The 19,435-nt window shown below is 73.8% G+C and carries 16 protein-coding genes, 1 tRNA gene and 1 riboswitch; of the genes, 10 read left to right on the top strand and 7 right to left on the bottom strand.

Going from position 1 to position 19,435, the window contains the following annotated elements; translation table 11 throughout:
- Positions 1–1,035, top strand: a complete 1,035-nt coding sequence (locus ACFYXU_RS18390) for a FecCD family ABC transporter permease (protein ID WP_376514059.1) — start codon at positions 1–3, stop codon at positions 1,033–1,035.
- Entirely contained in the window at positions 1,032–2,126 is a 1,095-nt protein-coding gene (locus ACFYXU_RS18385; protein WP_389458610.1) for a FecCD family ABC transporter permease, read from the top strand. Before ACFYXU_RS18390 ends, ACFYXU_RS18385 begins: the two co-directional genes overlap by 4 nt.
- A 44-nt stretch (positions 2,127–2,170) precedes the next feature.
- Here ACFYXU_RS18385 and ACFYXU_RS18380 read toward each other — a convergent pair whose 3' ends face one another.
- A complete protein-coding gene (locus tag ACFYXU_RS18380) occupies positions 2,171–2,743 on the bottom strand; it encodes a histidine phosphatase family protein (RefSeq protein WP_389458608.1) in 573 nt (190 codons plus the stop codon).
- Positions 2,744–2,892: 149 nt separating this feature from the next.
- A riboswitch (cobalamin riboswitch) is annotated at positions 2,893–2,972 on the top strand.
- A 59-nt stretch (positions 2,973–3,031) separates the two neighbouring features.
- Between ACFYXU_RS18380 and ACFYXU_RS18375 the strand changes: the two genes are divergently transcribed.
- The gene (locus ACFYXU_RS18375; protein ID WP_329852665.1) at positions 3,032–3,259 is read left to right on the top strand and encodes a CbtB-domain containing protein; all 228 of its coding nucleotides are present in this window, start codon (positions 3,032–3,034) and stop codon (positions 3,257–3,259) included.
- Between the two features lie 14 nt (positions 3,260–3,273).
- A complete protein-coding gene (locus tag ACFYXU_RS18370; RefSeq protein WP_361400150.1) occupies positions 3,274–4,110 on the top strand; it encodes a CbtA family protein in 837 nt (278 codons plus the stop codon).
- Between the two features lie 276 nt (positions 4,111–4,386).
- On the opposite strand, the gene ACFYXU_RS18365 is transcribed toward ACFYXU_RS18370, so the two are convergent.
- The 3 genes from ACFYXU_RS18365 to ACFYXU_RS18355 all read right to left on the bottom strand — a co-directional run bounded on the left by ACFYXU_RS18365 (position 4,387) and on the right by ACFYXU_RS18355 (position 7,243).
- Complete coding sequence (locus ACFYXU_RS18365; RefSeq protein WP_389458606.1) at positions 4,387–4,731, bottom strand: hypothetical protein; 345 nt, start codon at positions 4,729–4,731, stop codon at positions 4,387–4,389.
- A 133-nt stretch (positions 4,732–4,864) separates the two neighbouring features.
- The gene (locus tag ACFYXU_RS18360) at positions 4,865–7,168 is read right to left on the bottom strand and encodes a hypothetical protein (RefSeq protein WP_389406094.1); all 2,304 of its coding nucleotides are present in this window, start codon (positions 7,166–7,168) and stop codon (positions 4,865–4,867) included.
- Positions 7,169–7,171: 3 nt separating this feature from the next.
- Positions 7,172–7,243, bottom strand: a tRNA-Pro gene (locus tag ACFYXU_RS18355).
- Between the two features lie 212 nt (positions 7,244–7,455).
- On the opposite strand from ACFYXU_RS18355, the gene ACFYXU_RS18350 reads away from it, so the two are divergent.
- A complete protein-coding gene (locus tag ACFYXU_RS18350) occupies positions 7,456–8,481 on the top strand; it encodes a LacI family DNA-binding transcriptional regulator (RefSeq protein WP_389406095.1) in 1,026 nt (341 codons plus the stop codon).
- Positions 8,482–8,604: 123 nt separating this feature from the next.
- Here the strand turns inward: ACFYXU_RS18350 and ACFYXU_RS18345 are convergent, their stop codons facing one another.
- The gene (locus tag ACFYXU_RS18345) at positions 8,605–11,379 is read right to left on the bottom strand and encodes a glycosyl hydrolase (RefSeq protein ID WP_389406096.1); all 2,775 of its coding nucleotides are present in this window, start codon (positions 11,377–11,379) and stop codon (positions 8,605–8,607) included.
- 282 nt (positions 11,380–11,661) lie between these two features.
- Here ACFYXU_RS18345 and ACFYXU_RS18340 point away from each other — a divergent pair, with 282 nt between their 5' ends.
- From ACFYXU_RS18340 to ACFYXU_RS18325, 4 genes are all read left to right on the top strand, one after another.
- The gene (locus ACFYXU_RS18340; RefSeq protein WP_376513082.1) at positions 11,662–12,966 is read left to right on the top strand and encodes an extracellular solute-binding protein; all 1,305 of its coding nucleotides are present in this window, start codon (positions 11,662–11,664) and stop codon (positions 12,964–12,966) included.
- 106 nt (positions 12,967–13,072) lie between these two features.
- Complete coding sequence (locus ACFYXU_RS18335; RefSeq protein WP_389458604.1) at positions 13,073–14,035, top strand: carbohydrate ABC transporter permease; 963 nt, start codon at positions 13,073–13,075, stop codon at positions 14,033–14,035.
- Positions 14,032–14,898, top strand: coding sequence for a carbohydrate ABC transporter permease (locus ACFYXU_RS18330; protein ID WP_361400167.1), 867 nt, complete (start codon positions 14,032–14,034; stop codon positions 14,896–14,898). The genes ACFYXU_RS18335 and ACFYXU_RS18330 overlap by 4 nt, the downstream gene beginning before the upstream one ends.
- 56 nt (positions 14,899–14,954) lie before the next feature.
- On the top strand, positions 14,955–16,358 hold the full coding sequence (locus tag ACFYXU_RS18325) for a GH1 family beta-glucosidase (protein WP_389458602.1): 1,404 nt from the start codon (positions 14,955–14,957) through the stop codon (positions 16,356–16,358).
- A gap of 33 nt (positions 16,359–16,391) precedes the next feature.
- Here the strand turns inward: ACFYXU_RS18325 and ACFYXU_RS18320 are convergent, their stop codons facing one another.
- A complete protein-coding gene (locus ACFYXU_RS18320; RefSeq protein WP_389458600.1) occupies positions 16,392–17,108 on the bottom strand; it encodes a hypothetical protein in 717 nt (238 codons plus the stop codon).
- Positions 17,109–17,311: 203 nt separating this feature from the next.
- Here ACFYXU_RS18320 and ACFYXU_RS18315 point away from each other — a divergent pair, with 203 nt between their 5' ends.
- Positions 17,312–17,977 (top strand): GPP34 family phosphoprotein, encoded by a 666-nt coding sequence (locus ACFYXU_RS18315; RefSeq protein WP_389406097.1) that lies wholly within the window; start codon positions 17,312–17,314, stop codon positions 17,975–17,977.
- Between the two features lie 3 nt (positions 17,978–17,980).
- Here ACFYXU_RS18315 and ACFYXU_RS18310 read toward each other — a convergent pair whose 3' ends face one another.
- Positions 17,981–19,399 (bottom strand): chondroitinase-B domain-containing protein, encoded by a 1,419-nt coding sequence (locus ACFYXU_RS18310; protein ID WP_389458598.1) that lies wholly within the window; start codon positions 19,397–19,399, stop codon positions 17,981–17,983.
- Positions 19,400–19,435: the final 36 nt, after the last annotated feature.

Raw genomic sequence — 19,435 nt, 5'->3', positions numbered from 1 at the left:
GTGACCACTCTCTCCCGGATCGGCCAGGGCCCCGCCGTCGTACGGCGGGGCCCTGCCCGGCACATCGCGGCCGGCGTCCTGTGCCTGGTCCTGCTCGCCCTCGCGGTCCTCGCCAGCGTCATGTTCGGCAGCAGGCCGACGTCGGCGGGCGACGTCCTCAAGGTCGTCACCGGCGGCGGGGACGACTACCTGCGGACGGTCGTCGAGAGCCGCTATCCGCGCACCGCCCTCGGGGTGCTCGCCGGGCTCTGTCTCGGGGTCGCCGGCACCCTGATGCAGGGCATCACGCGCAATCCGCTCGCCGAGCCGGGACTGCTCGGCATCAACGCGGGCGCGTCCGCGGCGATCGTGGCCGCCACCGCCTTCCTCGGTGCCTCCGGACAGCGCGAGAACATCTGGTGGGCGCTCGTCGGCGCCCTCGTGACCGGTGTGCTCGTCCATGTGATCGGCACGGTCGGCGGCGGGGGCGGACCGGTCCGCCTGGTGCTCGCCGGCGCGGTGCTCTCCGCCGTCCTCGCCGCCTTCATCCAGGCCGTCGCACTGTCCCGGCCGCGGGTCTTCGACACGTACCGCTACTGGGTGGTGGGAGCGCTCGGCGGCCACGGCTTCGACGCCTTCTGGGCCGTCCTGCCCTTCGCCGCCGTCGGCTTCGTCCTCGCCGCGCTGCTCGCTCCGGGGCTCAACGCCATGGCGATGGGCGACGACAAGGCCGCGTCCCTCGGCATCAGCCCCGCCCGCGTCAAGGGCGCCGGTCTCCTCGCGGCGACGCTGCTCAGCGCCGCCGCGACGGCCGCCGTCGGCCCCATCGCCTTCGTCGGGCTCGCCGTCCCGCACCTGGTCCGGGCCCTGGTCGGCGCCGACTTCCGCCTCCAGATCCTCTTCACCTCGCTCGCGGGGCCCACGCTGCTGCTGTTCGCCGACGTCATCGGCCGTGTGCTGCTCCGTCCGCAGGAACTCATGGTCGGTGTCGTCACCGCCTTCGTCGGCGCGCCCGCGCTGCTCTTCGCCGTCCGCCGCATGAGGGGAGCGGCATGAAGACCGCAGAGCGCAACGACCCGCAGGCCGTGCCCACGTCCCCGCCCCCCGTACGGCCCGGGGGCCGCTCCCTCGTGCGGATCGGCCCGTGGATCGCCGTCCCGGTGCGGCGCCCCACCCTGGTCGCCGCCGCGGTGGCGGTCCTGCTGCTCCTCGGCGCGGCCGTGGCGACCCTCTCCCTGGGCAGGCTCGGCATCGACCTGCCCGATCTGCCGTCGGCGCTGAGGGGCGAGGCCACCGGCAAGAACGCCTTCGTGCTGAACCGGCTGCGCGGGCCGCGGCTGGTCGTCGCGATCGGCGCGGGCGCGGCCTTCGGCCTGTCCGGCGCCCTCTTCCAGTCCGTCACCCGCAACCCGCTGGGCAGTCCCGACGTGATCGGACTCTCGGCGGGTTCCGGGGCGGGTGCCGCGGCCGCCGCGCTGTTCTTCCCGGACACCGTGCCGGTGCCCGTCGGCGCGCTGCTCGGCGCGGTGCTGTCGATGGTGGTCGTCTACGTCTCGACGGGGACCGGGTTCCGCAATCCGGGCCGGGTGGTCGTGGCCGGGATCGGCGTGACCGCGATGTCGACGGCGCTCACCCAGTACGTGGTCTACGCCGTCGAGCGGGACAAGGCCAGCGCGCTGACCGCGTACATCAACGGCAGCCTGGTCGCCCGCTCCTGGGACGACGCGACCACGATCGGGCTGGTGCTGCTCGTGTGCCTTCCGCTCGCGGCGCTCCTGGCGCGGCCCCTGAGCATCGGCGAGATGGGCGAGGACCTGTCGACCGGCCTGGGCGCCCGCCCGGCCCGGACGGCGACCGCGGCGGTGACGCTGTCGATCGTCCTGTCGGCCGGCGCGGTCAGTGTCGCGGGACCGATCGCGTTCATCTCGCTGACGGCGCCGCAGATCGCCAAGCGGGTCACCCGCGGCGGCGGCCCCCACCTGGTCATGTCGACGCTCCTCGGCGCCCTGCTCCTGGTCCTCGCCGACCTGACTGCCCAGCAGCTGCCGCTCTTCGACAACCTGCCGGTCGGCCTCTACACGATGGCCGTCGGAGGGGCGTACCTCGGATACCTGCTGCTGCGGGAGTGGAAGCGCCCGGCCGCCTGACCCACGGGTACGGCCGGGCAGGGGGGACCGCGACGCGGTCCCCCCTACGGCTGCCCGAGCGGCTCCCCCGCGCGCAGGTTCCAGCGGCCGGCGCGGCCGGTGAGGTGGACGGCGGTCAGGGGACGGACGTCCAGGCGCCAGGCCATGGCGTCCGGCGCCGCGAGGGCGTGGACCGTCGCGGCGCGGATCACGTCCGGCTCGGCCACCACGGTCACCCGGCCCGGGTCGTCCCCGAGGCCGTCCAGCCAGGCGCCGACCCGGATCCGCAGGTCCCGCAGGGACTCCCCGCCGTGCGGGGCCGCCGCCGGGTCCGACAGCCAGGCGGTGATCCCCGCCTCCTCCGCGGCGGCCACGGCCTCCAGGGTGCGTCCCCGCCACCGGCCCATCACGCAGCCCGCGAGCGCCTCCACGGGCTCGGCCGCGAGCCCCAGGGCCTCCGCCGTGCGACGGCACCGCCGGGAAGGCGAGACATACGCGCGGGAGGACGGGCCGACGGAGGGCGCGAGGGCCTCGGCGCGGGCGATGCCCGCCGGGTCCAGCGGGCCGTCGTCGTCGAACCGGACCGCGCGCAGCGCCTCGCTCGTCGCGGGCGAGACCAACGTCAACCGGACAGTCATCGAGTTCCTTCGCGGCGGGTGGAGCACGGACCAGGGCCGGACGGACACGCAGCGGGCGTACGGCAGTGATGCATGCCTCACGCCCTTGGCGGCGGTCCCCGCGCGCGGTACCGTCAGGCGACATTTGAACAGCGTGACGACGGCGAGACGGAAGCCCGGTGAGAATCCGGCACGGTCGCGCCACTGTAAGCCGCGGCGTCCCCGAGCGTGACGCCGCGGTGAGTCAGACCCGTGGACCGTCGTCCTGCACCACCGTCTGGGACGCGAGTTCCCGCAGGAGGTTCCATCATGGCCGAGGCCGTCGTCTCCGCTGCCGTTTCCACCCCTTCCGTCGCCGTACCGGCTCCGCTGCCCGTGCGTGCGGTGCTGCCCTGGGCCTTCTTCGTCGGGCTGCTCGCGCTGATCGCGCTGTACTTCGTGGGTGCCGAGCAGGGCGCCACGTCCGTGTTCGCGGGCACCGACGTGCACGAGTGGGTGCACGACGGCCGCCACCTGCTCGGCTTCCCCTGCCACTGAGAGGCGACCGCACCATGCACGCCTCAACTGTCAGATCCCTGCTGGTCCGCGGCATGCTCGCGGGCCTGATAGCCGGGCTCTTCGCCTTCGTCGTGGCCTACGCGGTGGGTGAGCCGCCCGTGAACGGCTCGATCGCCGTCGAGGAGGCCAACGCCGCCAAGGAGGCCCCGGCCGAGCCCGCCGCCCACGGGGCGCACGCGGGTCACGCCGGCGGCGCGGCCGCCGCCGAACCCGCCGCGGAAGAGGAGGAGATCAGCCGCTCCACGCAGTCGACCTTCGGCCTCGCGACCGGCGTCCTCGTGTACGGCGTGGCGCTCGGCGGCATCGCCTCGCTCGCGTTCTCCTTCGTGCTGGGCCGGGTCGGCCGGTTCAGCCCGCGGGCGACGGCGGCGCTGACCGCCGCCGCGGCGTTCACCACCGTCTATCTGGTGCCGTTCCTCAAGTACCCGGCGACCCCGCCGGCCGTGGGCAATCCGGACACCATCGGGAAGCGCACCACGCTGTTCTTCCTGATGATCCTGCTCAGCGTGCTCCTCGGGATCGGCGCCGTGATCGCCGGGCGCCGGCTCGCGCCGCGGCTGGGGAACTGGAACGCGACCCTGGCCGCCGGCGCCGGGTTCGTGGCCGTGACCGCGATCGCGTTCGCCGTCCTGCCGGACAACACCGACGCCGTCGCGGCGGGCTTCCCCGCCGCCCTCCTCTGGGAGTTCAGGGTCGCCTCGCTGGCCATCCAGGTGGTGCTGTGGGCGGTGTTCGGGATCGTCTTCGGCGTCCTCGCGCAGAAGGCGCTCGCCGCCCGGACGGCCGCCTCCGACCCGGAGGACCGGCTCGCGGCGCCCGCCGCCGGCTGACCTCCCGGTCGTCACGACGAGGCCGCCCCGCCCACCCTCGGTGGGCGGGGCGGCCTCGTTCCACAGCGGCTACCGGGTACCGTGCCCGCGTGCCCAGGCCTCCTCGAACAACTCGTGGAGGGGGACGGTCGGCAGGATCCGCACGAACGGGGAGCGGATCCACCGGTCCCCCGTCGACCGCACCAGGTGGGTCCCCAGCTTCACGGTCTCCAGGGGCCGGGACGGCACCCGAGAGGGCCCGGTCCCTCATCCGCGCGAGCCCCCGGGCCTCGTCCCTCAGCCGGGGCCATGGCACCGCCCCGGGCGAAGAGCAGCCCGTCGGCCCTGCGGTAGGCGGGATCGACGGGCAGACCGTGCTGCGCCTCGGCCGCGCGCGGCGACGTAGGCCCGCCCGCCCGGCCTGCTCCCGTAGCCGATCAGCCGGTGGCCCACGGTGTCCCAGAACCACGGCAGATGCGCCGGCGGCAGCTGCCGCGCCCGCCGCGCCACGGCGTCGACGAAGGCGCCCGGCCTGGTCCAGGAGCGGTGGAGCTCGGCCCCCATGCCCTGGACCAGCGCACGCGCGGCGTCGACGGCCCCCGGGTCGTGGGCGGCGACCCGGTCGGCGTAGGTGGTCGACACGTGCGTGCCGGTCGCGGGCAGCAGGGCATCCAGCGAGACGGTCTGGCTCGGATCGCCGCACGCCCCACCGAAACCACCCGAGGGAGCGGACCGCCGTCACCGAGGGACGGCGGCGGGGTGCCACCGGGTCACGTCACCGTCGGGCGGCCCGCGTCGGATCCGCGATCAGCCAGTGCCCCGAGGTGGTCCATCCGGTCAGGCGCCGGGCCCGACCGCCGTCGGCCACGCCGTCGGCGCCGAACGCACCCCCGTCCGCCACGAGCCGCAGTCCCGCCAGGGCCGGTGCGAGGCGGGCGGCCACGTGGAAGGGGTGACGGGCCGTCTCCTCCGGGATCCACCCCAATACCCCGGCCGCCGCGGCCTCGTCGCACGTCGACAGGTGGAAGAGCATCTGCCGCCAGGCGTACGCCGCGTCCTTGACCGTGGCGAGCGGGCTCGGCGCGTGGTGCGCCCGGGCCGTCAGGCGGCACACGGTCACGAAACAGCGGCGTGCCAGGTCCTCCCGGGCGGAGGCGGGAGTGATGCCGACGCGGTGGACGAGGGTGGCGAGGTTGTGCGTGGTGAGGATCTGTGCCTGCTCGATCACCGTGCCGTTGGCCGCGACGCCCGGTGAGGAGGGCCGGCCGGCCCGCTCGTGGCACAGCGCGGCGAATCCGGGCGCTGTCCGGGCGCGACGCCCCGAGGCGTCCCCGGCGAGGGCGAGAACGCCCGCGTAGTCGATGCCGTAGTACCGCTCGTACAGCGTTCCGCCGCCGAGGAGTTCGGCGGCCACGGCAGCGGCCGACAGGAACTTCGGGCTGAACGTGCCCATGAAGATGTCGGCCGCGAGTTCCTCGACGAGCGGGGCGTCCACATCCGCCCGGTCGGCGAGCACGCCGAGTTCCCGCACGAGGGGATTGGGCAGCAGGGTGCCGGGGAAGCCGTCCACGGCCACCTCGCCGAGCTGCCGCAGCGTCGCGCGCGCGGAGTCCTCGGTGCCCGCGTCCTCCCGGCGCCGGTCCGACACCGCGCGGACCCAGGGGAGTTCACCGGGCCGGACCTGCCGCGCCAGGTCGAGCAGCAGCAGCGAGCGGCGCCTGCGGAACGCCCGGTAGTGCGCGGCCATGAGCGCGCGCAGCGCTCCGTCCTCGTACACCGCCGCGGTCTCGGCGGCGACCAGCTGGGGCACCAGCTCGGCCATCACCTCGGCGGACGGGACCACCCCGAGGGACACGAGGGTGGCCAGCGGGGCGCTGCGCGCCCCCTCCACGACGCGGCGGACCGCGGGCGGTACGGCCGTGCCGGCGGGCAGGCCGGTGCTGCGGTGCTCGGCCTCGGTCACCGGGGCGACGAGCGGGGTGACGTCGGCGGCGCCGGCGTCCTGCGGGAGGCCGGAGAGGCGCTCGGCCACGAGGTGTGCCAGGGCATGGTGGGAGGGCAGCGCGGCCTGGTCCGCCTGGGTGGCGCGCAGTGCGGTGTGGCGCTCCGATCCCGGCAGGCCCCGCTTGCGGACCATGGAGGCGACGGCGTGGCGCAGCAGTCCGGTCCTTCGCGCGTCGAGCGTGCGTCCGGCCGTGGTCTCCTCCAGTGCTCCCCGCAGGATCCCCATGTTGCCCTTGGGGTCGCGGTGTCCCCCGCACAGCGTGTGTGCGCGGGCCAGTTCCCGGTACCGGTCGAGGAGCGCCGCGCCGCGCGCGTGCCACCCGGCGTCCGGTGCGCGGCCGAGCACCCGGTGCTCGGGGTCGGCCGTCTCCAGCCAGTGCCGGAGCAGTTCGTCCGCGAAGGGCCGCCACACGGCGAGCGCCTCGCGCTGGGCCTCGACGCGGCTGTGAGGGCCGCGCCGGGCCAGCGCGGCTCCGGCGTCCGCGACGGTACGGCGGTGGACGGAGCCGCTGTCCGGCGCCGGGGCCTGCGAGGGGCGCGGGGTGAAGCGGAGGCGCCCCGCGAACGGGCGCAGTTCGTCGACGAGTCCGAGGGCCGCGTCGGCCGCGTCGGCGCGGACCAGCCAGGCCACCGTGAGCAGCGCGGCCTCCTCGGGGACGGCGACCTCGTAGTGGGCCGAGTCCAGCAGGGCCCACAGCTCCGTGAGCCCGGCCTCGGTGAGGGAGTGGGCGAAGAGCGCCGCCCGCTCCTGCGGGAGTCCCGCTCTCCGGGCGGCCTCGACCTCGTACGGCAGCAGGGGGCCGCCCGCGCTCGGGGCGCCGGTGGCGAAGCCGCCGCGCAGCACCTCGGGCGTCACCCAGGCGGGCAGGCCCTCCACGGGGGTGCGCGAGCCGATGCGCAGCGTGCCGTCGGCCAGGCCCGCGAGCACGCGACGCCAGCCGCGGGCCCGGTCCTCGGCGCGGGCCCGGGTGGCCGGGTCGGCGTCGGTGAGCGCGGTGACGAAGGCCCTGGCGAGGTGGGCCTCGGCGTAGGAACCGGATATCTTCGGCGGCTGCTTGTCAGCGTGGGCGTCCATAAGCCGACGTGGCGGGTTCCGCCCCCGCGCCCTCCGGGTCCCGAGCCCGGCGCTCTGCTGCTGAGCTACACGTCGTAGAGCAGGGACGGTAGTCACGGTGGCGGGTCAGGGGCAACGGGGTTTTGGCACCCGTGCTGGGGGCTCGGAGGGTCCGGCCACCGCCGCCTTGGGAGCGCTCTCAGCCTGTGGGGGTTGCGGATATCCTGGTCCGCGCAGGACCGCACAGCACCTTTCGGACCCGCACACCGCACACCCCGTCCAGCCGACGCAGCCGAGGAGCGCCCGCCTTGCCCGAGCAGACCACGGGGTCCCGCCCCACGCTGGAAGCCGTCGCCGCACGTGCCGGGGTGTCGCGCGCCACGGCCTCCCGGGTCGTCAACGGGGGCGCGGGGGTGCGCGCCCCGCTGGTGGAGAAGGTGCTCAGGGCCGTGGACGAGCTGGGCTACGTGCCGAACCACGCGGCCCGCACCCTGGTCACCCGGCGCAACGGTGCGGTGGCCGTGATCATCGCGGAGCCCGAGTTCCGGATCTTCTCGGACCCGTTCTTCGAGCAGCAGGTGCGCGGGATCAGCCGTGAGCTGACCGCCCACGACTCGCAGTTGGTGCTGCTGTGGGTGGAGGGGCCCGGCGACCACGAGCGGATCTCGCGCTATCTCGGGGGCGGGCACGTCGACGGCGCGCTGGCCTTCTCGCTGCACAGCGACGACGCGCTGCCGACCGTGATCGAGCGGGCGCGGATCCCGGTGGTCTTCGGCGGGCGGCCCGCCCCCGGCATCGATCCGGCCGTGCCGTTCGTCGACTGCGACAACCGCGGGGGCGCCCGGGAGGCGGTGCGGCACCTGGTGGGTCTGGGACGGCGGAACATCGCGCACATCTCGGGCCCCGCCGACCAGACGTCCGCGATCGACCGGATCCACGGCTACCGCGACGTGCTCCTGGACGCCGATCCCGCGCTGCTGTGCCGGGGCGACTTCACCGTGGAGAGCGGCGCCCGCGCGATGGCCGAGCTGCTCGACCGGCGGCCGGACGTGGACGGGGTGTTCGTCGCCAACGACCTGATGGCGTCCGGGGCGTTGCGGACCCTGCGGGAGCGCGGGGTCCGGGTGCCCCGGGACGTGGCGGTCGTCGGCTTCGACGACATGGCCTCGGTGGCCGCCGGGACGGACCCCGCGCTCACGACCGTGCACCAGGACATCGAGGGCATGGGACGGCTGATGGTGAAGCTGCTGATGCGGCTGCTCGACGGCACCGGTCCCGGGGTCCCGGGATCCGTGATCACCCCGACCTCGCTGGTCCGCCGCGCCTCCGCCTGAGCGGCACGCGGCGGACCGGCGGGCGCACGCGCGGAGGAGGCGCCGGACCGGAGGAAGCCCGCACGGCCGAGGCGGCGGGCTCCGGGTGAGCGTCCCGGGCCCGCCGCCTCCTCCGCGCGCCGGTCAGTCGTACGGGATGACGAGGACGGACCGGTCCGTGCCCGTCTGGAGCCGTGCGTCGGCGTTCCCGATGGCGCTCCAGACCTCCAGGCGGACCGTGCCGCCGCGCAGGTTCCCGAGCGTGCCGGTGGCGGACTTCAGGCCGCGCGTCTGGGCGTACTCCTCCCAGCCGGTGACCGGGTCCGTCGCGAAGTACTGGTAGGTCTCGGTGCGGTCGAAGGTGCCGTCGCCGGTGAGGTCGTAGCTGACGCGGGCCTGCTGACCGAGGCCGACCGAGGTGCCCGCGTCCACCTGGAGCCGGAAGGCCGTGGAACCGCCGCTCCTGAGCGTGCCGTTGACGTTCCTCACCTCGTACACGCGCGGCTGGTACGGGGTGCCGTCGTGGTTGGCGCCCTGGGCGGAGGCGAGGGTGTCGCTGCCCGCCGTGGCCCCGCCGGCCGTGGTGAGGGTGCCGCCCGTCCGGAGCTGGAAGGTGTTCCCCGTGGAGGGTTCGGGGTCCGGGCCCGGGTCCGTGCCGCCGGTGCCGGTGCCGCTCGCGGTGGAGCGGGCCGGGACGGTCAGGGACTTCCCGTCGGAGAAGGTGACGGTGCGGGCGGTCGTGCCGGGGTTGTGGGCCACGTACGTGCGGGTGGTGCCCTTCAGGAAGACCGCCGAGGTGGGGAGGGATCCGGTGACCGTGGGGTCGGGTGCGCCGAGCGTGTCGAGCGCCGTGATCCAGTGGTACGTGTGGGCCTTCGACTCGCCCGCCTCGGGGGTGTAACCGCCGTTGCCCGCGTCCCACTTGGCCTTGGCGGCGGCGGGGTCGGCCAGGGACTGGAACTCCCAGAGGATGTCGCGCCATTCGACGGCGGGTCCGCCGTTCTCCCGCTCCATCTCGGCGAGGTTGCGCCGGACGGCGTCCTTGCGTCCGGCGAGCTGGAGCGAACCGCCGGTGACCGGGAGGACGTTGATGCCGTGGATCTCCTCCGGGTTCGCGGTCCACCAGGTGGAGTACGCGGCGCCGCTGCCCCAGACCATGCCCACGGTGTCGTGCTGGAAGGCGGCGGGGAAGACCTGCTGGTCGGCGTCGAACCAGTACTGGGAGACGGCCTCGCCCTCGGTGGTCAGGAGGTAGGTGCCGAGGTCGCGGAGCTGGGTGTCGCCGGTGGCCGAGCCCCAGAGCACGAGCGCAGCGCTGAGGTTGGTGGACTCCGAGGAGGACTCCTGGTTGTTGCCCGCGGCGAAGCCCTGGTGGCCGCTGGCCCAGCTGTGCCCGGCGTAGACGTCGAAGCCGCGCAGGAAGGGGAAGGCGCCGTCGGTGCGGCTGGGGTTGGCGGTGTCGCGCACGAGGGTCTTCACCATCGTGCCCCAGGCGGAGTCGGCGGCCCAGGCCGGATCGTACTGGGCGACGATCGCCGCCGCGTACACGTAGTAGCCGTAGTGGAAGTGGTGGTCGTTGAGCTCGGTGTCGCTGCCGTAGGAGGCGGGGTAGCCGGTGAGGGTCTTCCAGGCCTGGTCGTACGAGAACTCGTTGGCGCCACCCGCCGTGAACCAGTCCTGGAGGCGGCCCTTGATCAGGCCGAGCAGCTTGTCGCGGATCGCTCCTTCGCCGATCTGGTCGGCGAGCGGGACGAGCTGGGCGAGCTTGCCGAGCGCCTTGCCCGTCCAGTACGTGTCGACCGCGCCGGAGAAGGGGTCGGAGGAGTTCGCCACCTCGTTCAGGTATCCGCGCAGCCGTGCTGCGTCCACCCCCGCGCCGGGGAGCGCCGGAAGGGTGGCGGCCGCCCGCTGGGAGGTCGTGAAGGAGGCGGACTCGCGGACCTTCATGGTGCCCCGGGGCGAGACGTACGTGTACGGGGTGAGCGGGTCGGTGGTGTGCAGCCACTGGTGGCGGTAGAGCGCCTGGAGGGTGCCGCGCTCGGTGCCCTCCTTCGCCTCGGTGGTGAGCGCGTAGGTGGCGCGGACGGTGCCGGCGTCGTAGCTCCAGCTGACGGCGGACCCGGTGACGAAGCTGTAGGCGTACTTCCGGTAGGTGGCGAGGGCGTCGGTGGAGGGCAGGACGGCGACGGAGAAGTAGTCCTTGCCGCCGAGCCCGGCGGTGACGGTCTGCCCGGAGACGTTCCAGTCGGTGCCGGTGGGCGCGAAGAGGGCGTAGTGGTGGCCCGCGACGGTGATGCCGAGGACGTTGCCCTGGTCGGCGAAGACCGTGGGGGTCTCGGCCGTGGTGATGCGGGCGTCGCCGCCGGTGCCCCTGGCGTACACGAAGGGCAGGCCGTGACCGATGGTGGTGCGCAGGGTGCGGGCGCCGTCGGACCAGTAGGGGGTGACGGTCCAGTCCGACCAGGCGTCGGCCTTCGTGTCGGGCGAGTTGAGGCCGGTGAGGCCGAGGGTGAGGTCGCGCTTGTGGGCGAACTCGTACTGGCGCCCGTCGCCGACGACGGCGGGAGTCGTCGGGTAGCCGATCTCCAGGCCGCCGGCGACGGCCTGGTAGGTGAGGGGGTGGCCGTACATGGGGGTGGAGTAGGGGTTGTCCCCGTAGCGCTGGAAGGCCAGGGAGGACCACCAGTCGTTGGTGGGGACCGGCTTGCCCTGGGCGGCCGGGGTGACCTTGGGGGTGACGGGGGTGCCGGTGTTGGTGGTGGGGCCCGACGTGCCGGCGGGGCGCGTGTCGGAGTAGCTTCCGGCGCCCGCCGGGACGGTGGCGGCGGCCGCGGGGACGGCGGCGGGGCCGAGTCCCAGGGCGGCGAGGGCGGAGACCAGGACCGCTGCTGCGGCCGGCCTGGTGCGGGGGGCTGGCATGAAGGAGCACCTCGTGTCGTCGTCGCGACGGATGGGGGTGTGCACGGGGAGCGGTGCGAGAGCGCGGCGGGGAGGCCGTGAGAGCGCTCTCAGAACGTCGGCAACGTAAAACCCGCGAAACGACTGTGTCAATGGGTTGAACACAAGCGGGAGTTGGGCTCACCTCTCGTCCGATACGCCTTCGAGCCTTGACGGATCCCCCTCTCCACGGGCACGCTCCCCCCGCAGGCTTGAGAGCGCTCTCAGACGTTCTCGCTCGTTCCGGAGCCAAGGAGGCTTCCCATGACCATCGCCCGAGCCGCCAGAAGAACCGCCGCCCGCCTGGGGGCGGTCGTGCTCACCGGGGCGCTGCTCGCCGCCTGCGGAAGTTCGACGGACGGCGCGTCCGGGGACGGCGCCGGGGGCGAGGTCACGGTCACCGTGGACCTGTTCGGCTCCTTCGGATACAAGGAGGCCGGCCTGTACGCGGAGTACGAGAAGCTGCACCCTGGCGTCACCATCAAGCAGACCGACACCGAGGACGAGGCGGACTACTGGAAGTCCCTCCAGACCCGGCTCGCCGGCGGCGGGGGCCTCGCCGACGTCCAGGGCATCGAGGTCGGCCGGATCGCCTCCGTCACCCAGCAGCAGTCCGAGCGGTTCGAGGACCTCAGGACGTACGGGGCGGAGAAGCTCGAGGACCAGTTCGCCCCGGCCAAGTGGGCCGCCGCCACCGGGAAGGGCGGCGAGGTCCTCGGCCTCGGCACGGACGTCGGCCCGGAGGCCCTGTGCTACCGCACGGACCTGTTCGCGAAGGCCGGACTGCCCACCGACCGCACGGAACTGGCCGCGAAGTGGTCCACCTGGGACGGCTACCTCGCCCTCGGCAAGCAGTACAAGGCCAAGGCGCCCGGCGGCAGCGCCTGGATCGACAGCGTCGGCAGCCTGTACTCGATCATGATCGGCCAGGAGAAGGAGCGGTACTACGACGCCTCCGGCAAGCTGATCTGGGAGGACAACCCCGCCCTGCGCACCGCCTGGGACCACGCCGTCGAAGCCGCCCAGGGCGGTCTGAGCGCCAAGCTGGACCAGTGGTCGCCGCAGTGGAACCAGGCCTTCGCCGCCGGCTCCTTCGCCACGATCCCCTGCCCCGCCTGGATGCTCGGCTACATCAAGGGCCAGGCCGGTGAGACCGGCAAGGGCAAGTGGGACATCGCCCCGCTCCCCGGCGGCGCCGGCAACTGGGGCGGCTCCTACCTGGCCGTGCCCAAGGCCGCGCGGCACAAGAAGGAGGCGTACGAGCTGATCAAGTGGCTCACCGCGCCCGAGCAGCAGACCCGGCTCTTCGAGAAGCAGGGCAACTTCCCCTCCGCCACCGGCGCCATCGCGAAGGTCTCGGGCGCGAAGGACGCGTACTTCTCCGACGCCCCGACCGGGAAGATCTTCGGCGACGCGGCGAAGGCGGCACCCGTCCAGGTCCTCGGCGTGCACGACCAGAACATCGCCCAGCAGATCACCAACGCGCTGAGCGAGGTCGAGCGCAAGGGCATCTCGCCGGAGAAGGCCTGGTCCAACGCGCGGAAGGGCGTCGAGAACACCATCGGCTGACGCGCGCCGCCCCGGGGCTCCGCCGCGCGGAGCCCCGCCGGACGCCACGCCACGTCCCCGCCGCCTCCCCGCTCCGTCCTCTCCGTCCTCACCGAAGGGCCGCATCGTGACCCTCACCGCACCCCGGGCGCCGGCCCCGCCGCGTGCCGCCCCGCCGCCCCGGCCGGGGGCCGCGCGGCGGGCCTGGCGGACGGCCTCGCCGTACGCCTGTCTCGCCCCGTTCTTCACCCTCTTCGCCGCCTTCGGGCTCTTCCCGCTGCTCTACACGGCCTTCGTCTCGCTCTACCGCGTGGAGTTGCAGGATCCCGGCGCCATGGAGTGGCGCGGCCTCGGCAACTACACCGCGCTCTTCGGCGACGCGTACTTCTGGACCGCGCTGCGCAACACCTTCACCATCGGCGTGCTGTCCACCGTGCCGCAGCTGGTGATGGCCCTCGGCCTCGCGCACCTGCTCAACTACCGGATGCGCGGCCGCACGTTTCTGCGGACGGCGGTCCTTCTCCCCTACGCGACCTCGGTCGCCGCCGCCACCCTCGTCTTCGCGCAGCTCTTCGGCCGGGACTTCGGGCTGATCAACTACGCACTCGGACTCGTCGGCGTCGATCCCGTCGACTGGCAGAACGGCACCGTCGCCTCGCAGATCGCCGTGTCGAGCGTGGTCGTCTGGCGCTGGACCGGCTACAACGCGCTGATCTACCTGGCCGGCATGCAGTCGATCCCCGACGAGCTGTACGAGGCCGCCGCCATGGACGGGGCCTCGCGGTGGCGCCAGTTCTTCCACGTCACCCTGCCGGGGCTCCGGCCCACGATCCTCTTCACCGTCATCGTCTCCACGATCGGCGCGACCCAGCTCTTCGGCGAGCCGCTGCTGCTCGAGGGATCGATCTCGGGCGGCATCTCGCACCAGTACCAGACCCTCGGCCTCTACATGTACGAGCAGGGCTGGGGCTTCTTCCACCTCGGGCGGGCCGCCGCCATCGCCTGGGTGATGTTCCTGCTCATCGTGGTGCTCGTCGGGCTCAACGCCCTGATCGCGCGGCGCCGTTCACGCAAGGAGGCCGGCCGATGACCGCGCTCGTCCGCCCGGCCCGGCGCGGCCCCGCACGGGCCGGCCGCACCCTGCACGCCGGTCCCGTCGCCTACGCGGTCCTGATCGTCGCCGTCCTGGTCTCCGCCTTCCCGTTCTACTGGACGATCGTGGCCGCGAGCCGGTCCAACGCCGACCTGGCGAAGGTGCCCCCGGCTCTCCTTCCGGGCCGGAACCTGATGCGCAACTTCGAGGCGGTCCTCGAAGAGGCCGACATCGGCAAGGCGCTGCTCAACTCGCTGCTCGTCTCCGGGTCGATCACCCTCGGCACCGTCCTGTGCTGCACGCTCGCCGGTTTCGCCTTCGCGAAGCTCCGCTTCCGGGGCCGGGGCGCGCTGCTCGCGGTCACGGTGGGCACCATGATGATCCCGCCGCAGCTGGGCGTGATCCCGCTGTTCATGCTGATCGCCGAGCTGGGCTGGGTGAACCAGCTCCAGTCGGTGATCCTGCCGGGGCTCGTCTCGGCCTTCGGGGTGTTCTTCATGCGGCAGTACCTGGTGCAGTCGCTGCCGGACGAGCTGATCGAGGCCGCCCGGGTCGACGGGGCCTCCACCGCCCGGATCTTCTGGTCGATCGTGGTCCCGATCGCCCGCCCCGGCATGGCCGTCCTCGGACTGCTGACCTTCATGGCCGCGTGGAACGACTTCTTCTGGCCCGTCGTCGCGCTCTCCTCCTCGGAGCCCACCGTCCAGGTCGCGCTGCGCCAGCTCGGCGGCGGCTACGTCCACGACCAGTCCGTGATCATGGCGGGCACCCTCCTGGGCACCCTGCCGGTGCTGCTGGTCTTCGGCCTCCTCGGCCGGCAGATCGTCGGCGGCATCATGCAGGGCGCGGTCAAGGGCTGACGTCCGCCCCGCCCTCCTCCTCCTACCGCCCTCACACTCCAGGGAGTTGCCTTCCCATGACCGCGCTCGATTCCCGCACCGCCCTCACGACCGCCCCGCGCTTCCCCGAGGGCTTCCGCTGGGGCACGGCCACCGCCGCCTACCAGATCGAGGGGGCGGCGGCCGAGGACGGCCGCACCCCGTCCATCTGGGACACCTTCAGCCGTACGCCCGGCAAGGTCCGCAACGGCGACACCGGCGACATCGCCGCCGACCACTACCACCGGGTCGACGAGGACGTCGCCCTGATGCGACGGCTCCGGGTGACCGACTACCGCTTCTCCGTCTCCTGGCCACGGGTCCAGCCCACCGGGCGCGGCCCGGCCGTGCGCAAGGGCCTGGACTTCTACCGGCGTCTCGCCGACACGCTCCTGGAGGCGGGGATCCGGCCGGTGGTGACGCTCTACCACTGGGACTTGCCGCAGGAGCTGGAGGACGCGGGGGGCTGGCCCGAGCGGGAGACCGCGTACCGCTTCGCCGAGTACGCGGGGATCGTGGCGGACGCGCTCGGTGACCGGGTCGCCACCTGGACCACGCTCAACGAGCCCTGGTGCGCGGCCTTCCTGGGCTACGGCAACGGCGTACACGCGCCGGGCCGGACCAGCGACCTCGCCGCGCTGCGTGCCGCCCACCACCTGAACCTGGCGCACGGCCTCGGGGCGCGGACGCTGCGCGGCGCGCTGCCCGCCTCGGCGGAGGTGTCCCTGACGCTCAACCTGCACGCGGTGCGGGCCCTTTCGCAGGCGCCGGAGGACCTGGACGCGGCGCGCCGGATCGACGCGGTCGGCAACCGGATCTTCCTCGACCCGGTCTTCCACGGCCGCCTTCCGGAGGACCTGGTGCGCGACACGGCGTCGGTCACGGACTGGTCGTTCGTCCGGGACGGCGACCTGGCGACGGCGGCCGCGCCGATCGACTCCCTCGGCCTCAACTACTACGCGCCGGCGGTCGTCGCGGCCGGGGTCTCGGAGTCGCCCTCGCCGTGGGCGGGAGCCGAACGGCACGTACGGTTCGAGCCGGTGCCCGGCCCCCGGACGGCCATGGACTGGCCGGTGGACGCGGACGGACTGCACGAGCTGCTGGTGCGGCTGCGGGACGAACTGCCGGGCGTCCCCCTGGTGATCACCGAGAACGGGGCGGCGTACGACGACTACGCGGACCCCTCGGGGAACGTGAAGGACCCGGAACGGGTGGCCTATCTGCACGCGCACCTGGCGGCGGTGCACCGGGCCCTCGCGGACGGCGCGGACGTGCGCGGGTACTTCCTGTGGTCGCTGCTCGACAACTTCGAGTGGGCGTACGGCTACAGCAAGCGGTTCGGCGTCGTCCACGTGGACTTCGCGACGCAGCGCCGGACCCTGAAGGACAGCGCCCGGTGGTACGCGGACGTCATCGCCCGGGGCGGCCTCGGCGAGGACTGAGGCCGCCCGGCCGGGCCGGCTCCCGTCGGCGGGCTACTTCTTCAGGGCTCCGGCGACGAAGTCCTGGGTGAGCCGGGCGGCCGACGCCACCGGGATGTACTGGTCGTCGAAGGGGAAGAAGTCGAGGACGCCGACCGCCCCGTAGTTCGCCCAGAGACAGGTCGTCATGGGGAAGGTGTCGGTGACGTTCTGCCGGCACTTCACGACGAGGGACGCGCTGGTGACGGTCTCCGTCCCGCCGGTGAGGTTGCGCCCGTAGCCCTCGGCGAGCTTCATGGACGCGTCGAAGACGCGGTCCAGGGAGGCGGCGGGGTCCGGCACGTTCGCGTACAGGTGCGTCCTGGCGGTGAAGGTGGGCGCGGAGGCCGACATGGTGCCCTTGCGCAGGACGGTGCGGGGGCTGCCGAAGCAGGACACCTCGTCGGCGACATCCTGGCCGTCGTCCTCGATCTCCTTCAGCCCGTCGTCACCGGTGACGGTCATGTCGAGGTCGCTGCCGAAGTGGAAACCGCCGTCGCCCTCGTCGCAGACGAGGCCCTCCATGGCCGGCACGGCGACGGTGGTGTACCGGGTGCCGGGGTCGGCGGCGAGCGTCCCGGCCGTCGGCCCGCTCCCGGATCCCCCTTCCGCGGGCGCCGTGCCGGCCGGCCGGCCCGCCGGGCGCTCGGCGTCGGCCGTTCCACCGGATCCGCAGCCCGCCAGCACCGACGCCAGTACCACCGTGGCGACGGCCGTCCCCCACTTGTTCACGTGCTCCCCCGGGATGTCGCCGAGTCGATCAAGGTCCTGGTGATCATACGGGGGCGGGCTCCGGTGCCTCCGCGCTCTTCGGCCCGCTCCTCGGGGCGACGGGAACCCCGTCGGGGATCCCGATCGTCCTCCAGTGCGTACGGGCGGCTCGGTGAGCGGGGAAGGGGCCGGGCGCCGGAGGCGGTCGAGGAGAGGGAGTGCCCGTGGCGGTCACGCTGGCGGAGGAGATCATGCTGCTGTCCCTGGACGACGAGTCCGGGGCGGCCAAGGAGCGTCAGTCCGTCGCCTGGGCGGTCGCGGGCGGCATCCTGCTCGATCTCGTCCTGGCCGGGCGGGTGGTCGTCGAGTCCGGGCGGCTGAGCGTGGCCGACCGGACGCCCACGGGGACGCCGCTGCTCGACGAGCGGCTGGACCTGATCGCCGCGTGGGCGGGCCGTGGGCGCCGGGACCCGAAGGTCACCGAGTGGCTCACCCGGGACCACGGCAAGGCCGTGACGGCCACGACCGGGAGCCTGTGCGCGCGGGGGCTCGTGCGGGAGGAGCGGCGCAGGATCCTGGGCGTCCTCCCGGTCACCCGCCACCCGGAGGCGGACGGTGCGCCGGAGCGCGAACTCCGCGACCGGCTGCGGGCGGTGGTCCTCGAAGGCGCCGAGCCCGACACCCGCACCGCGGGGCTCGTCGCCCTCGTCCACGGCGCGAAGCTGCACCGCCTCGCCTTCCCCGGCGTCCCCCGCAAGGAGATCGCCCCGCGCCTGGACGAGATCGCGAGCGGCCAGTGGGCCGCCGAGGGCGTCCGGCAGGCCGTCCGCGACATGCAGGCCGCCATGGTCGCGGTCATGACCGTCACGGTGCTGACGGTCACGTCCTGACGGTCAGGCGGCGTTCGGGCCCACGTCCGCCGACGTGAGGGGGCGGCGGACCGGGGCCAGCGTGGAGTACTCGTCGGCGCCCACGTCCCGCGCCGTGCCCCGGGCGTGCCCGTCGATGTCCTCCGGGACCGGCGTCGTGGTGAGGGTCGCGGCGCCGATCGCGGGACTGCCCGCCGCGAGCCGGTGCACGCCGTCCGTGGACGGCGTCAGACGGGGGTCGACGCGGGTGTAGCCGGCGTTCGGGAGCGTGCCGTCGGAGGCCGCGCCCCAGAGGATGTTGCCCTGCCAGAGGAAGCCGGCGTCGGCGCCGAGCGCGACGAGGCTGCCGCTGTCGCCGACGAGGAGGTTGTCGGCGACGACCACGTCGCGCGGTTCAAAGGCGCGGGTCTCCCCCGAGAGGGAACTCTTGTTGGCACGCAGGGTGTTGTGGACGATGACCGCGCGGTCGCAGGCGTCGTTGCCGCGCCGCTGCTCGGTGGTCTCGCCCGCGTGGTGGTCGCGCGTGGTGCCGCTGCCGATCACGAGGGCCCGGCCGGTCAGGCCGGCCAGGTGGTTGTTGACGACCAGGTGGTCGTTGCCGTACAGGCGGATGCCCTCCTTGCCGCCGAGGAGCCAGTTGCCGTCGACGGTGGTGCCGTTGCCGTGGCGGAGCACGATGCCGCCCTGGCTGTCGCGGATCGTGTTGTAGCGGACGGTGTTGCCGGAGGACTTCACCGAGATGGCCTCGGGGTCGCCGTCGCACCGCTCGAAGAGGTTGTACTCGACGATCGCGTCGGCGACGGACAGGGCCCGGCTGCTGACGCCGAGCCGGATGGACTCGCCGCCGTTGGCCCCCGTGTAGGCGTGGCCGGAGAAGTGGTTCCTGAGGACGTGGAGGCGCTGGGCCACGGCGGTCGTGCCGGGCCCGTCGACGACGAGGAAGATGCCCTGGCTGGTCCGGTCGTGGAAGTGGTTCCGGTCGATCTTGGCGTCGTTCCCCTCGACGAGCACCCAGTCGAGTCCGTCCACGTCGGCGAAGCGGATGTCGTTGCGGGTCAGCCGGATACCCGTGCTCGTGGCCGGGATCTCCAGGGTGCCGCTCTGCCGGAGAGCGAAGCCGCTGATGGTGACCGCGCTCGCGCCGTCGAGGACGAAGCTGCGCTCGCCGCGCAGGACGGCGCCGCCTCGGGTCTGCGAGACGATCGTGATGCCGCTGCGTCCCGAGACGTCGATCGCGCCGCCCGGGGGCACGGTGTACGTGCCGTCGGCGAGGACGATCCGGTCGCCGGGGACCGCGCGGGCGATCGCGCTCTGCAACGCGCCGAGGGAGGTGACCGGGGCCGGTTCGGCCGCGGTCGCGCCGGGGGCGAGCAGGGTGTCGAGCGGGACGGCGGCGGCCGCCGCGCCCAGCAGCGAGCCCCTGAGGAAGGTACGTCGTCGCATGATGCCTCCTGGAGAAGGTGGAAGGTCGTCGTTTCC

It is taken from the genome of Streptomyces sp. NPDC002232 (assembly GCF_042890295.1).
Taxonomy (GTDB): Bacteria; Actinomycetota; Actinomycetes; order Streptomycetales; family Streptomycetaceae; genus Streptomyces.
The sequence above is the reverse complement of the archived record's forward strand: the minus strand, read 5'-3'. Positions and strand labels throughout refer to the sequence as shown.